This window comes from Bdellovibrio sp. ZAP7, from assembly GCF_006874645.1.
In the GTDB taxonomy this organism is placed as follows: Bacteria; Bdellovibrionota; Bdellovibrionia; order Bdellovibrionales; family Bdellovibrionaceae; genus Bdellovibrio.
Genome location: NZ_CP030082.1, coordinates 659,320 through 673,664 on the forward strand (window position 1 = coordinate 659,320; position 14,345 = coordinate 673,664).

The 14,345-nt window shown below is 45.9% G+C and carries 14 protein-coding genes; 5 read left to right on the forward strand and 9 right to left on the reverse strand.

Annotated elements, in window-relative coordinates:
- Positions 1–68: 68 nt before the first annotated feature.
- The 4 genes from DOM22_RS03280 (at position 69) to DOM22_RS03295 (ending at position 1,914) form a co-directional block, all read left to right on the forward strand.
- Positions 69–542 (forward strand): hypothetical protein, encoded by a 474-nt coding sequence (locus DOM22_RS03280; protein ID WP_142699014.1) that lies wholly within the window; start codon positions 69–71, stop codon positions 540–542.
- Positions 543–959: 417 nt separating this feature from the next.
- Complete coding sequence (locus DOM22_RS19830; protein WP_168196538.1) at positions 960–1,121, forward strand: hypothetical protein; 162 nt, start codon at positions 960–962, stop codon at positions 1,119–1,121.
- Between the two features lie 4 nt (positions 1,122–1,125).
- Positions 1,126–1,425, forward strand: a complete 300-nt coding sequence (locus tag DOM22_RS03290; RefSeq protein WP_142699016.1) for a hypothetical protein — start codon at positions 1,126–1,128, stop codon at positions 1,423–1,425.
- Positions 1,426–1,539: 114 nt separating this feature from the next.
- Positions 1,540–1,914, forward strand: coding sequence for a cupin domain-containing protein (locus DOM22_RS03295; RefSeq protein ID WP_142699017.1), 375 nt, complete (start codon positions 1,540–1,542; stop codon positions 1,912–1,914).
- A gap of 11 nt (positions 1,915–1,925) precedes the next feature.
- Here DOM22_RS03295 and DOM22_RS03300 read toward each other — a convergent pair whose 3' ends face one another.
- Positions 1,926–2,477, reverse strand: coding sequence for a transposase (locus DOM22_RS03300; RefSeq protein WP_210415674.1), 552 nt, complete (start codon positions 2,475–2,477; stop codon positions 1,926–1,928).
- Between the two features lie 205 nt (positions 2,478–2,682).
- On the opposite strand from DOM22_RS03300, the gene DOM22_RS03305 reads away from it, so the two are divergent.
- Entirely contained in the window at positions 2,683–3,207 is a 525-nt protein-coding gene (locus DOM22_RS03305; protein WP_142699019.1) for a D-alanyl-D-alanine carboxypeptidase family protein, read from the forward strand.
- Between the two features lie 139 nt (positions 3,208–3,346).
- On the opposite strand, the gene DOM22_RS03310 is transcribed toward DOM22_RS03305, so the two are convergent.
- The 8 genes from DOM22_RS03310 to DOM22_RS03345 form a co-directional block, all read right to left on the reverse strand.
- Positions 3,347–3,787: a hypothetical protein gene (locus tag DOM22_RS03310; protein ID WP_142699020.1), complete on the reverse strand. Its 441-nt coding sequence runs from the start codon at positions 3,785–3,787 to the stop codon at positions 3,347–3,349.
- Entirely contained in the window at positions 3,787–4,785 is a 999-nt protein-coding gene (locus tag DOM22_RS03315; RefSeq protein WP_142699021.1) for a hypothetical protein, read from the reverse strand. Before DOM22_RS03315 ends, DOM22_RS03310 begins: the two co-directional genes overlap by 1 nt.
- A gap of 75 nt (positions 4,786–4,860) precedes the next feature.
- Positions 4,861–6,903, reverse strand: coding sequence for a S9 family peptidase (locus tag DOM22_RS03320; RefSeq protein ID WP_246845833.1), 2,043 nt, complete (start codon positions 6,901–6,903; stop codon positions 4,861–4,863).
- Between the two features lie 52 nt (positions 6,904–6,955).
- The gene (locus DOM22_RS19985) at positions 6,956–8,470 is read right to left on the reverse strand and encodes a hypothetical protein (RefSeq protein ID WP_210415675.1); all 1,515 of its coding nucleotides are present in this window, start codon (positions 8,468–8,470) and stop codon (positions 6,956–6,958) included.
- A gap of 105 nt (positions 8,471–8,575) precedes the next feature.
- Complete coding sequence (locus DOM22_RS03330) at positions 8,576–9,514, reverse strand: NmrA family NAD(P)-binding protein (RefSeq protein ID WP_142699023.1); 939 nt, start codon at positions 9,512–9,514, stop codon at positions 8,576–8,578.
- Positions 9,515–9,659: 145 nt separating this feature from the next.
- Positions 9,660–11,354, reverse strand: a complete 1,695-nt coding sequence (gene recN, locus DOM22_RS03335; RefSeq protein ID WP_142699024.1) for a DNA repair protein RecN — start codon at positions 11,352–11,354, stop codon at positions 9,660–9,662.
- Positions 11,355–11,356: 2 nt separating this feature from the next.
- Complete coding sequence (locus DOM22_RS03340) at positions 11,357–12,259, reverse strand: NAD(+)/NADH kinase (RefSeq protein WP_142699025.1); 903 nt, start codon at positions 12,257–12,259, stop codon at positions 11,357–11,359.
- Entirely contained in the window at positions 12,259–14,292 is a 2,034-nt protein-coding gene (locus DOM22_RS03345) for a M3 family metallopeptidase (protein WP_142699026.1), read from the reverse strand. The genes DOM22_RS03340 and DOM22_RS03345 overlap by 1 nt, the downstream gene beginning before the upstream one ends.
- Positions 14,293–14,345 lie beyond the last annotated feature (53 nt).

The window sequence follows — 14,345 nt, forward strand, 5'->3', positions numbered from 1 at the left end:
CTGTCCAGTTTTCATTTTGTGAGCCCTAGGGATATCGGAGACAATAAAGTTGTAAACGGAGTTACAGCTTGAAAGCATTTTTGATCTTCATAAATACATTCGTTCTATCTCAAACAGCTCTAGCCAAAATGCCATTGAATGAATTAGACAGTCTTAAGCAAATCGTTATCGCTGCTAGAGTGGCTATAAACGATCCTGGCAATCCCGCGATAAAAAAATGCAACATAAAAACTGAAGGCTTGGAAGAGAAGCTGCAACATGCGAAAGACAACGCGAAAAAAAGCTGGAGCAAGCAAACCGTTGGGAAAACTGATATCGCCTTGTTAAGTAAAGCGATTCACAACTGTTCGAGTCGATTAACTTGCGAAGTGTATGATAGCTTTATCACATCTGTTAAGGTTGCTCCGGAAATCGAACAACAAGTGGAGCCACTTAAAATAGTTTTAGATAAAAATCTCATGGATCTAAAACCGGATGCTTACAAAGCTGCATTAAAAACCGTTAAGAATCCATGCGCTCTTTTAAAGGCGATCAGTAAATAGTTCTCATAAACTATTTGGTGTTTTAGAAGAATCGATTTCGCGGTATACTTAAGAAATGTATATCGTACCACCTCCTCATCCGCTTTTGCCGGCCAGCGCGAAACAGAACCGACGCAAACGTCTTCTGGTTCAAATTTTTTCTCTGCTATCATTTATTTTTTTGGGACTGTTTGTGTATCAGTCCGCGATTGATTCAAGTCTTGTCTCTGCGATCTATGTGGCGGGATTTATAGTTTCTTTGGTGCTCGCTGATATATTTAGATTGCCTTCTGTTTCTCCCAATCAAAACGAAAACGGTATCTAGGGAATGGATATTAGTCCTGTATAAACAGTTCGATGTTTTAAAGTCCACCAAATTTGATGTATCCTCGGGATATGCCAGCACGTAATCGACCGGGGAGTATTGAGGTGTGGATCATGTCGACAGCTTTTTTAGCAAGCTGTTATTGCGGATTCATGTTCTTTTGGAGTGTCATTGATGCCTTCGATTCGACGGCGACGATGTACGGGATTGGAGTCATGATTTCCTCCTATATCGGAGTTAAAGTTGCTGGCCCGAATCGTCGTAGAGTAGACTAATTCCATGCAAACAGAACGTCAGATTTTAGTGCGTGAGCTTATTTGGACATTTGTTCTTGTTATTTTTAATCCCTTTAATTTGATTGCTCTGTATAGTCACTACACTGGCAAAAGATTTTTAGGCGTTGAGCACGCGCAAAGCGGCGATGTAATGAAGGCTTATGTGCTGCCAACACTGATCTACGCGATCGTCTGGCTGATCCTGAAAAAATGGAAGCGCTGGAGCTACTGGAACCTCTATTTCTTTTCCTTCTTGGGCGCGATCGCAATCTACTTCGTTCTTTTCACTTACTTCATGAAGTAACGGAATTGCTGACGTCGGCGTCCTTGGTGACGGCGGCGGCCCGTGACCCGACGGGGTATCGGTACGGACTGTCGTATATTGACCAGTAGGGGTATCGGTCATAGGCTTTTTTCCATGAAGCTACAGAAAAAATCCGAGCGCCAATATCAACAATTGAAATCTCAAAAGACCGGGGAAGAGTATTCTCTCTCCAACGTGATTTCGGATTCATTGCGTTCGGACGATATCTTTCTTTCCCACGAAGTTATTCGTCCTAACTCCCGAACTTCGGCGCCGCACTTTCACAACGAAACTAATGAAATCATTTACGTTTTAAATGGCACCTTGAAGGCGATCGAAGGGAATGAAGAGATCTTGGTAGAGCAGGGCGATTCCATTATGTTCGAGCGCCAATCAGGCCTACACCACTTCTTAAGAAACGACTCGACATCTGAAGCACACGTTTTAGTCATCCGCCGAAAAGTTACCGCTTCCGATGTCGTGTTTTAATCTCGGGTGCTTCACTCCCATAATTCCACCAACTGTTCCTGACTTAGCCCACGCAGTCGAGTTTTAGAATAAGGCCGGCCCAATGCTTCGAGTTCATTCAACTGAATATAATTACGAACGGTTTGATACGGCCTAAATCCCTTAATCACCCGCGAAAACGGTCGATACTTCCAAACCTTCGGGCCCTCATGTTTCAGGGAATGGGTATCGGTCAAGGTTTGCGCGAACTGTCCCGCCAACACCCGCATAAAACTCTGCAAATTCGAACGCCGACTGCCACGCACCAACATATGGACGTGATCCATCTGCACCGAAAATTGCTCCACCTTCACATAGAATTTTGCTGAATATCGTTTCAACACACGATTCATCAGGGAAAAACTCCGCAAACTGCGAAGTCCACCTTTCACGGCGATTTTATTGACCTTAAATAACAAATGAATCGGATCTTTGTGTGAAAGTGGCCGTGCTCCGCGGCCCTTAGAAGAGCGACGAAGAATCCCTCCATGGCAATAGCGATGTTTCGAGGGAATTTTAAGTGAAGAAAATGTCTGCTGATTCATGATTTTCGCTGTCTCCATTTTCGCGTTTTGGTTTATCAAAACCGGTTTGACCGGTACCCCATGTCCTGACAAGGAAGAGTGCAAACAGGGGGCGTGGTTGGAAATGAGCATGATGGCAGAGACCAGGTAGCAATCCGGAAAGCGAACCGAGCTATTGTATTGATTCGGACTAGGACCGAGTGGAATTCAGCATTATACTTTTTAGATGGATCAGGTCTTAAAAGAACTTCACGACGCCCTTGGTATTAATGAAACACATCTTCTGACGAATAAGCTCCGTATGCATTTGCAGCCGCCGTTGGAAATGCTCCAAGTTGTTGATGTCGATTGCGGGGGGAAGCCCTTTATTCTGCTTCGCTCGGCAGCCAAGGCGTGGCTTGAAATGAAGAAAGAAGCAGCTGTCGACGGCATCGTGCTTTTGCCATTCTCGGGATTTCGTTCCTACGTTTATCAGATGAAATTAATTGAGCAGCGTTTGAAAGAGGGTAAAGAACTTGAAAAGATTCTGACCCACGTGGCGATTCCAGGTTTCAGTGAACATCATTCCGGCAGAGCGATTGATATTCACGAGCCAGGGAAACCTTCGCTGGAAGAAGCTTTTGAACTAAGTGAATCATTTAAATGGCTTCAGGGGAATGCTGCTAAATTCAATTTCCGGCTAAGCTATCCCAAAGATAATCCACACGGAATCATCTATGAACCTTGGCATTGGTTCTATACGGGCACTTGAGGCGGTATCAAAGAAACTTTCAGGATGAAAGGCACAGATTTTAAATCTACGCATGCGGTATGAAAAAGGCACGTTGAACAACTGTGCCTTTTTATTTTTTCAGATAGAAGTTAAGGGGACGTTACCAAAAAATCTCAGGTTATTGCAGCGTCGCTAGAGCATTCGCAAGCTCAGTCATGCGGGCGGCTGTTTGGTTTTTCAAACCAATGCAGGTGCCTTGGACGTAGCGATTTCCTTGATACAATTGAATGTTCGCGCGGGGGCAGGTTTGCACGTTTGCGCCCTTCAGTGAAGCAATCTCACGTGTCTGTGCGCTTAAGAATGAAAAGTTCATATCCGACATCGTTCCAATCGTGGGTGCACCACCTTTGGTAACCGCATAGAATTTTCCGCGTTGATCTTGCCACACAGTGAAATGAGATTTCTGTTGGCCAAAGACCACCACAACGCGGAAGCCGTTAAAGGACGCCGCTTTTTTAGGTGAGGCCTTCGGTGCAGCAGCTCTGCGTTGAACGCCCTTTTGCGGAGCGGACCAAGCCAATGCCGGAATCAAAATCAAAAGAGAGATTAGGTATTTCATTATTTAATCCCTTCAATATTTGTTGCCGGAGTGGACGGAGTTGCGCTGCCAGGAGAAGCCGCTTTCGGTGCGCCAATCGCCTTAGCCATGGCATCGGGACTATGAGCATCGCAATACAGGTATTTCGACTTATCATAGCAGCCAAGTTTTTTTCTAAGGGAAGGATTCGCTGTGACGATGCCATCTATGCGCAATTGAAATTCAGGTTCTTCGGTAAAGCCGTCGTCAGGTCTGCCGAAAGAACACTCGTCACGATAGGCATTCGCAATACCCTGACGCCATTGAGACGAGGAAAGATCCGAATACTTTTGCGAAATATAATCTGTTACAACTTCGCTCGTCATCCAGTCAGAGAATGCACGAGTGATCTGATCACCCGTGCAGAATCCTGATTCTTTGAAAGGCGTGCTGTTATTACGTTTTGCTCCGGCAGATTTCTCCGAGCGCAGGCACGAGATGATTCCTTTGACCGGATAGTCCTTTTCACTTTGCTCCAAAGATTGAACTTTCTCTTTGGGACGCTGGATGATGCTGTTAATTCCGCAAGGATTGATCATTTCGGATAGTTCAGAAGCGATCATCTTAGAGACAATAAATTCAGACATGCCTGGTGTTGCCTTGCAAAGATAGAAAGTATTGTCCGAGTGAGTGTAAAAGGAATTCGGCCAAAGTGACTCGTCCAAACTTGCACCCAGCTGTTCACATTCCGTCGAGAACTTCATGTTGGTGAATTTTGCCAGTAATGTCGTGCGAGCTTTTTCATCGATAGGCAAAGAAGCGATCTTTTTAACGAATGCTTTTTGCACGGTCGGAAAAGTATCTGATTTTAATTTATCAGTGAATTCGGCTTTGCTGGATTTTGCGTTGCCGACAGAAGTTCCATCAGCAGCACCAATGCTGGAGCAGGTATAGGCCGCGAAATCGGAACAAGTGCTGTCTTTTTGCGCGTGAGCCTGAAAGCCAAGGATGAGACTTAGAGTTAAAAACGTCTTATTCATAACTCTAAGTCTAAAATTTTTGGGAAATTTCGTCTATCGAAGTGGCCTGGAATTGGTGAATTCCAGACCAGGAAATTACTTCCTATCGTCCATTTGTAAAATGAACGCAAATTCGATGGAAGTGTCTTTTAAGGCGTCAAAACGGCCAGAGGCTCCACCATGTCCTGCTTCCATATCGGTTTTAAGCAGGATCACGGAGTCACCTTTGTTATGGTCCCTTAGTTTTGACACCCATTTTGCCGGCTCCCAATACTGGACCTGGGAGTCATGCAAACCTGTGGTGACCAAAACATTCGGATACTTTTGATCCTTTACATTGTCATACGGAGAGTACGTACGGATGTAATCATAAGCCTCTTGCTCGTTGGGATTTCCCCACTCGTCATATTCGCCCGTCGTCAATGGAATGGATTCATCAAGCATCGTTGTAATTACATCGACAAAAGGAACTTGGGCCACAACGCCGTTATAAAGTTCAGGACGCAAGTTCATCACGGCACCCATCAACAAGCCGCCAGCACTGCCACCCATCGCATACACATGGCCTTTTTTAGCATACTGCTGTTTTAAAAGCCCTTCCGTCACATCGATAAAGTCATAGAACGTGTTCATTTTCTTTTTGGTGCGACCGGTGTCATACCACTCGCGACCCATTTCAGAGCCACCACGAATGTGGGCTTTTGCAAACACGAATCCACGATCCACTAAGCTAAAGAATGAAGAACTGAACCACGGGTCCATGTTCGCACCGTAAGAGCCGTAACCGTAAACCAGCATGGGGGCTGTGGCATCGGCACGGAAATCCTTTTTCATCAGCAAGGAAACAGGAACCTTCACTCCATCGCGAGCTGTGATGAAGACGCGCTCTGTACGGTACTTGTTCGGATCAAAATTTGGAACCTCGCGAGTTTTTCGCAAAATCTGCTCGTGAGACTTCAGGTTGAAATCGTAAACACTCGGAGGCAAGCGCATGGATTCGTATTCGTAGCGAAGCCATTCTGTATCGAACTCACGGTTGTCGCCAACGCCCGCCATAAAGCTTTGATCTGAAAATGGAATGGTAAAGGGATTGTTGCCATGAATATCGCGAATTTCAATTTCCGTCAGGCCATTGCGGCGAATATCCAAAACCAAGTAATGCTTAAACACTGTGACGTCAGAAATATAAGTATCCTGACGATGAGCGATCAATTCCTTCCAATCTGCAACTGCCGTGTGGCCAGGTTTTGCTGTCATCACGCGGTAGTTCTTAGCATCCTTGTTGGTTGTGATATAGAACTGCTGACCGTCATCGTTCACAGCATATTCAAGCTCGCGCTGACGGGGAGCAAAGACTTTAAAAGCATCTTGGGGCTTATTCGCAGGCAAGTAATGAACTTCACTTGTAAGAGTCGCTTGCGAAGTGATGTAGATATATTTGCGGCTTAAGGACTTTAGAACATAGCAGCTGAATGTTTCGTCTTTCTCGTGATAGACGAGTTCTTTTTTCTGCGTTTTCAAATTATAACGATAGATTTTTTCAGAGCGCAGGGTTTCAGGATTTTGCTGAGCGAAGAACACTGTCTCGTTGTCATCAGCCCACACCAGATTGCCCGTGGCCTTTTCGATCACATTCGGAAGTTTCTTGCCTGTTTTTAAATCAACAAAGTGAATGTCATAGAATCTGCGACCTACAGTATCTTCACCGTATGCCATCATCATGTCATTCGGACTGATGCGCGGGCCCGTCGTGTCGTAGTATGTATGACCTTTTGAAAGTTCAGGCTCGTTTAACAGGATTTCTTCTTTATCGCTGCCGATTTTAGTGCGCACGAACAAAGGATACTGCGCGCCTTTTTCGAAGCGGGTGGAGTACGTGTAAGGTCCCATTTTCGCGGGGTAGCTGGAGTCGTCTTCTTTGATACGACTTTTCATCTCTTGAAAGATCTGCTCTTGCAGTTCTTTTACAGGAGCCATGACTTTTTCAGTGTAGGCGTTTTCTTGTTTCAGATAATCAATGACTTGAGGATTTTCACGATCCCGCAACCAGAAATAGTTATCGGTGCGACGATCACCGAATTTTTCCATGATGTGGGGATTTTTCGTGGCTTTAGGGAAGTCTTGCGGATATTTATGCATACAGGAAACTCCAAACAATACCAATAGGGGACAAAGATACTTCTTCATCCGATTATGGTAAGTTTTGGAGAATCCCTGAATCAAGTCGTCCTGCGTTTTGACGAACACTTTGGCAAACGCGAGTAAAGAACTCTGTCACTTGTTCGTAGCGACGATTTTTATAGAAGTATTGACGGTCACTGGAGAGCACTTCAGCCACCATAGGACCAGAAGTAAAGAACATTTGCGCAGCACTGGCCCAAGCCGCGCAGGAACCACGATTTACAGCCTCGCGGAAGTCAGAGCTAAAGCTTTTGCTAACGTCCGTTGCAAACTTGTTGCGTACACGGCGGCTGAAGTCAAACTCCGTATCACCTTTAAAGGCGATGGCATTCAATTGGGCTTCACTTAATAAAGCCCCCACCAGCTTTTTGCCTTTACCGTATTTTTCCAATTGCAGACGTTGCAGGGCCCGGCTGGTGCAATTTTGAGCGCTGCCTAATTCGTTCACCATCACTTTAACCAAAGCGGCCTGGCAGATGCTTTGAGCCTTACCAATGAATGCGCTATCTAAGTTATCGGCATTTCTTTTGGCTTTTTCCACGGCTGCAGCGAAAGCTTTATTATTAGCTTCTTTTTTAACTTCAGTCTGAGACTTGGAAGTCATGCAGGCTTGAGCACTCAAATACTCTTTACCATCAAAAACGCGAGCCTTTAGGAATTCGTATTTCCCACCTTGATCTTGCTTTAGTTTTGCTCCACCAAAACGGTAGGCAACAACGCTTTCAGCGAAATCTTCGTGAGGATTGGTTTTGCCGTACAATGAAACAGCTTTACTTGGATCTATCAGTCGGGCTGTACGACCGGTGACTTGCCAGCCTGCAGTTTTCAACCACGCTGCCGAATCATCCACGTCATCTTTACGGGCAACCACGTGACCAAGTTCATGCAAAAGACTTTGCTGGCGTTCAGCCTGAGTCAGATCATTCCACATGTCGTAAATTTCCATCGTGGAGTTCGCAACACTTTCACCCACAGGCAATTTCATACGATTGCCGCGTTTAACGTGAACAAGTTTACGATTGTAATCCAAAGGATAAAGTTCATTCGGATAGTCGGAAAGAGCCGTTAAAATATCTTCCAGCTCATCCGCACGCCACAACGAAGCGTTGGCTGTGCGCAGGTGTGAACCGTTGAATCCAAAACGTTTTAGCATGTAAAGAATTTGAATTCCCACGCGAGTGCCATAGATGGCCTGAACTGAACAAAGTACTTTGTTGCACGGAGATTTCAAAAGCAGCGGTTTAGCATTCACCATACTGATATCGTAAAAATGCAGATCGCGGAACAGCTGCAAAAGCTCCGGGTCTTCGTCTTTAAAGCTGACGCCATAAATAGTTTCAGATTTCTTTGTGAGGCTTGAGGGTTGCAAAGCCTGCAACATCTCGGCGTCGGAAGGAGCTCTGTGATTCTTGCAAGGAGCCTCGGCAACTTGTTCTGGAGAAACAGACCACCAATCCTGAGGTTCGCGGGCGAAGCTCAGGGATGTAAAAATCAAAATGATGATCAAACAGGGCAACGCCTTCATCGTGTTCCTTATCCAAAAACTGATATTGGAGTAAGGTTCTGAATGAAAGCGAAGTGAAAGGCAACACAGAAATCCCTGTTTCGGCTTAGAAACAGGGGATTTTTGTTAAGGATGCGCCTCAAATGAGCTGGAGCTGGAACGACGCGAATTTTGAGCTGTTAACGCCTGGTTATAGGCGTCCAAAAACGTCGTTCGGGCGAACTTTTCAATCGAGGTAACGGTAGAATTTTCTTTGTTGCGGGCGTAGCTCGCGGCCAATAAACCGCTGCTGGCAGCATGATCCAGTTCCAAGAGTGCGTCAGCCATGTTTTCTGACATGCCTGCGCCGATCATATAGTTCTTTAACTCGACGTCAGGGACTTCTGCATACTCCAAAGTGGGCTTACTGATGGTTTGACCCAGAACACGGGCGATTTCGCGGTACGTAAGTGTTCGCTCACCCAAAAGATATTCTACGTTGTGGGAACGGAAGGTCGGATTGGTCAGTAAAAATACCGCGCGGGCCGCGATATCTTTGGTCGCCACCATATCCACGGGGGCATCTTCAGGAATAATTCCAAAGATTTTATCCATCGCGATGATGGTCGGAATTTCCAGAATCAGGTTTTCCATATAAAAAGCCGGTCGCAAGTGGACGATGTTAAGGCCCGCGATATCGTTTAGGCGCGACTCTTGATCATGCAGTCCCAGAACGGGGCCTGTACCGCTTTCCAAATCAGCGCCGGCGCTGCTAAGGTTCACGATGTGTTTAATGCCGACTTCTTCGATGGCTTCGGCAATCACTTCGCCGATTTTGTTGGCGTAATAACGTTGTTCGATAGTTTTAGCGTTCGGGGGAATCATCACGAAAGCGGCAGAGCATCCCTTCAACGCGTGCATCATGGTGTCGACACTGTTGGCGTCACCTTCGATGATATCTGCACCATAGAATTTTTCGGGATCAGGAATATGGCGAGCCAGAACGCGAACATCATGTCCTTGAGACAGTAATTCCGTGGCAATTTTAGAACCCACATGCCCAGTAGCACCCATTACGAGAATCATTGCAGCCCCCTTTTATGAATACTTAAATTCTAAGAGTGTCTTGCGAGAATGGGGAGCTTTGGGGGGTGTGTATATTTACACAGGTACGGACACACTTTCTCCATGCGACGGATGTCAGCATGGAGAAAGTGTGTCCGTACCTTAATTACTTAGCCTCGACCAAAAGTTGTTCGGCGTGTGCCAGAGATGTTTTAGAGATTTTTTCGCCGCTGATCAGGCGAGCAATTTCCTGCACGCGGTCTTTTTGCTTCAACTCAGAAACCAGCATAGCCACGGAGTCTTTTTGCGGAGATTTTTGGATAAAGAAGTGTGCGTCGCCAAATGCTGCGACCTGTGGCAAGTGAGTGACACAGATAACTTGCTGGCCTTTAGCGATGGTCTTAAGTTTGCGACCCACTTTTTCAGCCGTTTCACCAGACACACCTGTATCGACTTCATCGAACAGATAAGTGCGCGGTTGATTGCTGGAGCCCACAACTCGTTTCAAAGAAAGCAAGATACGGGATAGCTCACCACCCGAGGCGAATTTTGCCAAAGGACGTTTCACATCTTTTGAAGACGTTTGACTTAGGAATTCCACATCACTCAGACCCGTTGCACTTAGGTCTGTCAGCTTCTCGATTTGAACGTGGAAAGTGACACCCTTCATATTCAAATCCAAAAGTTCCGCATTCACGCTGTCAGCCAAAAGGTCAGAGCCTTTCAAGCGACGTTTGTGAAGATCCTGACCCAAAGTATCCAGTTCTTTAAACAGAACTGCAGCTTCTTTGCGAAGGGATTCAATTTTTACATCCGAGTTTTGCAAGTTGGAGATTTCAATTTCCATCTCCATCAAAGCTTTCAGGATATCGTTCACAGATGATCCGTATTTCTTTTGTAGCTTGCGTAGATCGCTGAGGCGGCCTTCAACTTCTTCCAGACGTTGAGGGTCGGCATCGATCTTATTCGCGTAATTACGAAGCTCGTACACGCTTTCGTCGATCAATGCTTGAGCTTGCTCCAAAAGTTCCAGTTTCGCCGCGATTTGCGGATCAACGCCGGAAACTTCCAAACCTTTCTTCATCACAGCTTTCAAGCGGCTGATCGCCGAATCATCGTCTGTGTAAAGTACTGATTCCGCCTGATCCACGAAGGAACCAATACGGCTGGAGTTTTTAAGTTTTTTAACTTCAGTTTCAAGTTCGATGTCTTCACCTGGTGACAGATCCAAATTTGCGATCTCATCGCGCTGGTAAATCAAGAAATCCAGGCGTTGCGCTTTTTGTTTGGCATCGCTTTCAAGTTTTTTGATTTCTTCAAAAATGCTGTGGTAGCGATTGTACTTTTCAGTGAAAAGCAGACGCTTATCCCAAGTACCCGCATATTGATCAAGCAAATCCAGGTGGTAGGCTTTAGACATCAAGTTGCGGTTTTCGTGCTGACCAGTCATTTCGATCAGGGGAGCAGAATGGCCCGCGAGCTCCACCAGGGGAGCCACGATGTCGCGCAAGCTGTTCAAAGTACTAAGGCTGCCATTCAGATACACCTTGGATTTATCACCCGTGCTGAGCACGCGTCGAACGATCAGGATGTCTTCGTCGGCATCGATGCCCATTTCTTTTAGGTTGTTCAAAATATCATGGCGTTTGCTGATATCAAATGAACCCTCGATCGTCGCTTGAGTGGAGCCCGTGCGAATAGTGTCGCTGGAACCTTTACCACCCATCAGCAATGACAAGCTTTTCAAAAGAACAGATTTACCCGCCCCCGTTTCACCGGAAAGGATGTTTAATCCATCTTTGAAAACGATATGCAGATTTTCGATGATCGCAAAATTCGAAACTTTAAGCTCAAGAAGCATAACTAAGTCCGGTCTCCAAATTTAAGTTTTTCACGAAGCAAGTGGAAGTAATTGTGATCAGGATGTCTCACCATCCAGTGATCGTATTGAGAGCGAGTCAGGATCACTTCGTCATCCGCTGTGATCTCGGTCATCTTTTGTCCATCCACGATGAAGTGCGCTTTCTGCGTTTTTCCATCAAGCTTAAAGGACAATTGATTTTTATCCGGCACGATCAAAGGACGAGACGTCAAACTGTGCGGAGCCACCGGTGTCACCACCAAGACTTGCGCCTCAGGATGCAGAATCGGTCCACCAGCCGCCAAATTGTAAGCCGTAGAACCAGAAGGAGAGGACACGATGAAACCATCGGCCTTCACTTCGCTTACCAGGTGTTTATCAGAGTAAATGGCAGTGTTGATCAATTGGCTCAAAGAACCTCTTTCAATCACCATGTCGTTCAGGGCGTGGAATTCCGCGCGCGATTTTCCTTTACGCAGGATTTTTGCGTAAATCATCGAACGTGGACGAAGTTCCATCTCGCCCATCAATGTATCTTCGATAACTTCAATGGCCGAGTCCGCATTGTGTGCAGTCAAGAAACCCAGCGAGCCCATGTTGAAGCCCAAGATCGGAACATCACGGCCCTCAAGAATGCGCACGGCGCGAAGGTAAGTTCCGTCGCCACCCAGAACGATAACCAGCGACAAGGAATCCAGTTGTTTTTTAGTCGATGCAAGTTTAGTCCCCGCCACCAATTTTTGTCCTGGAGCTGTGAAGACCTGGTGGCCTTGTTTTTTTAAAAACTCGGCCACGCGTTTTGCAAGAGCCACTGCGCGTGCAGTTTCCAGGCGATAAACCAAAGCGATATTGCTTTTACCTGGAATAACCAACTGACTGTTCGATCTCATCGCGGTTTTCTTCATTAAATCAATCCATCACGTCTTAGCAATGCATTTGGATCTGGTTCGCGACCACGGAACTTTTTGTAAAGATCCATTGGATGCTCAGTTCCACCCTTGCTCAAGATAAATTCTTTAAACTTACGAGCGACTTCAGGAGAGAACAAACCTTCCTCTTTGAAGTATTCAAATGCATCCGCATCCAAAACTTCCGCCCATTTGTAAGAGTAGTATCCGGCAGAGTACCCACCTGCAAAGATGTGGCTGAAGCTGCAAGAGTTATTTGTGCCAGGGACCTTAGGGAATAAACGAGTTTCGGCCGTTGCCTGCTCCTCGAATGCGTCCACATCTTTGATCAATGAAGGATCCGCTGTGTGCCAAGCCATATCCATCATACCGAATTGCAACTGACGGCAAGAAGCATAACCTGCTTGGAATTTTTGCGACGCTTTAAGCTTGTTGATCAATTCCAAAGGCATTGGTTCGTTGGTCTCATAGTGACGGGCAAACAAATCCAGACCTTCTTTTTCTCCAGCCCAGTTTTCCATGATCTGTGAAGGAAGCTCCACGAAATCCCAGTAAACATTTGGACCGCTCAATGATTGGTAGGTCACATCTGAAAGCATTCCATGCAAAGCATGGCCGAACTCATGGAACAAAGTACGAACTTCATCGTAAGTCAGCAATGAAGGTTTTGTCGGAGTTGGTTTCGTGAAGTTGCACACGATAGAAACGTGTGGACGAACCAATTTGCCACCCATCAAGCCTTGACCCCGGAACTGAGTCATCCATGCGCCACCTTTTTTAGTCTCGCGCGGGAAGAAGTCCGTGTAGAACAAGCCCATGTATGTGTTTTTATCATCATAGATTTCGTAAACTTTTACTTCGGGATGATAAACTGGGATGTCTTTGTTTTCTTTGAACGTCAAACCGTAAAGTTGTTTCGCATGGGCGAAGACACCCTCGACCACGTTTTCTAGTTTAAAGTACGGACGTAGGTCTTCTTCGTTGAAAGCGTATTTTTCTTCTTTCAACTTTTCAGAGTAATAACCAAAGTCCCAAGGTTTCAATTCAGGGATTGCATCCAATTGGCCGGCAAAGGCTGCCACTTCAGAAACGTCACGCTGACCAGCAGCTTTGGACGCATCCAAAAGTTTGTGCAAGAAAGTGCCAACTGTTTTTGGATCTTTCGCCATACGCTCTGCCAATACGAATTCCGCATGAGTTTTGAAGCCCAGAAGGTTGGCGCGTTTTGCACGAAGAGTAACGATCTTTTTAACGATCTCTTGGTTGTCGAACTCACCACCGAAGGCGCGTGAAGCATAAGCTTTCGACATTTTTTCACGCAAATCGCGGTTGTTCGCGTAAGTCATGAATGGAAGGTAAGAAGGAATTTGCAGGTTGAACAACCAGCCTTTTTTTCCTTTCGCTTCCGCCGCAGCAGCGGCTCCCTCAAGGATGCCTTCCGGAATACCGGCAACATCTTTGTGGTTCTCCAAAACCATTTCAAAGGCGTTTGTCGCTTTCAAAACGTTCTCAGAATATTTCGGACCCAGGACAGACATCTCTTGGTCGATTTGACGAAGAGTTTCTTTGTCTTTATCAGACAACAAAGCGCCGTTACGAGCGAATGACAAATATGTTTTTTCAAGCAGGCGGTTTTGCTCAACGGAAAGTTTCATGCTCGCGCGGTTATCATACACGGCTTTTACTTTTTTGAAGATCACTTCATCCAAAGCGATATCAGAGCTCAAGGCTGTTAGTTTTGGATAGATCTCTTTTGCCAAAGCTTGGAAGGCTTCGTCCGAGTGAGCAGATTCCAAGTTGCCGTAAATGCCAGCTATACGATCAGCCATTTCAGAAGCTGTTTCCAAAGCTACGATCGTGTTTTCGAAATCAGGTGCTGCTGAATTGTTTTTGATTTTTTCAATATTTGCTTTTGTGGATTTCACCGCCTCATCCAAAGCCGGCAAGTAATGCTCAACTTTGATTTGGTCAAAAGGCACAGCCTGATCTTTGGCAGTGAAAGGACTCAACAACGGATTGTTCGAACTCATAATTTCTCCTGTTCGGGGGTGCGCTGGCAGAAGAGTTTCTTCTTTGTGAATAA

Bases quoted from the DNA above. Each gene is read 5' to 3' on its own strand.
- recN (WP_142699024.1), bottom strand. From the start codon at position 11,354: ATGCTTCTTGAGCTTAAAGTTTCGAATTTTGCGATCATCGAAAATCTG.
- DOM22_RS03330 (WP_142699023.1), bottom strand. From the start codon at position 9,514: ATGATTCTCGTAATGGGTGCTACTGGGCATGTGGGTTCTAAAATTGCC.
- DOM22_RS03305 (WP_142699019.1), top strand. From the start codon at position 2,683: ATGGATCAGGTCTTAAAAGAACTTCACGACGCCCTTGGTATTAATGAA.
- DOM22_RS19985 (WP_210415675.1), bottom strand. From the start codon at position 8,470: ATGAAGGCGTTGCCCTGTTTGATCATCATTTTGATTTTTACATCCCTG.
- DOM22_RS03290 (WP_142699016.1), top strand. From the start codon at position 1,126: ATGCAAACAGAACGTCAGATTTTAGTGCGTGAGCTTATTTGGACATTT.
- DOM22_RS03295 (WP_142699017.1), top strand. From the start codon at position 1,540: ATGAAGCTACAGAAAAAATCCGAGCGCCAATATCAACAATTGAAATCT.
- DOM22_RS03300 (WP_210415674.1), bottom strand. From the start codon at position 2,477: ATGAATCAGCAGACATTTTCTTCACTTAAAATTCCCTCGAAACATCGC.
- DOM22_RS03340 (WP_142699025.1), bottom strand. From the start codon at position 12,259: ATGAAGAAAACCGCGATGAGATCGAACAGTCAGTTGGTTATTCCAGGT.
- DOM22_RS03310 (WP_142699020.1), bottom strand. From the start codon at position 3,787: ATGAAATACCTAATCTCTCTTTTGATTTTGATTCCGGCATTGGCTTGG.
- DOM22_RS19830 (WP_168196538.1), top strand. From the start codon at position 960: ATGTCGACAGCTTTTTTAGCAAGCTGTTATTGCGGATTCATGTTCTTT.
- DOM22_RS03345 (WP_142699026.1), bottom strand. From the start codon at position 14,292: ATGAGTTCGAACAATCCGTTGTTGAGTCCTTTCACTGCCAAAGATCAG.
- DOM22_RS03320 (WP_246845833.1), bottom strand. From the start codon at position 6,903: ATGCATAAATATCCGCAAGACTTCCCTAAAGCCACGAAAAATCCCCAC.
- DOM22_RS03315 (WP_142699021.1), bottom strand. From the start codon at position 4,785: ATGAATAAGACGTTTTTAACTCTAAGTCTCATCCTTGGCTTTCAGGCT.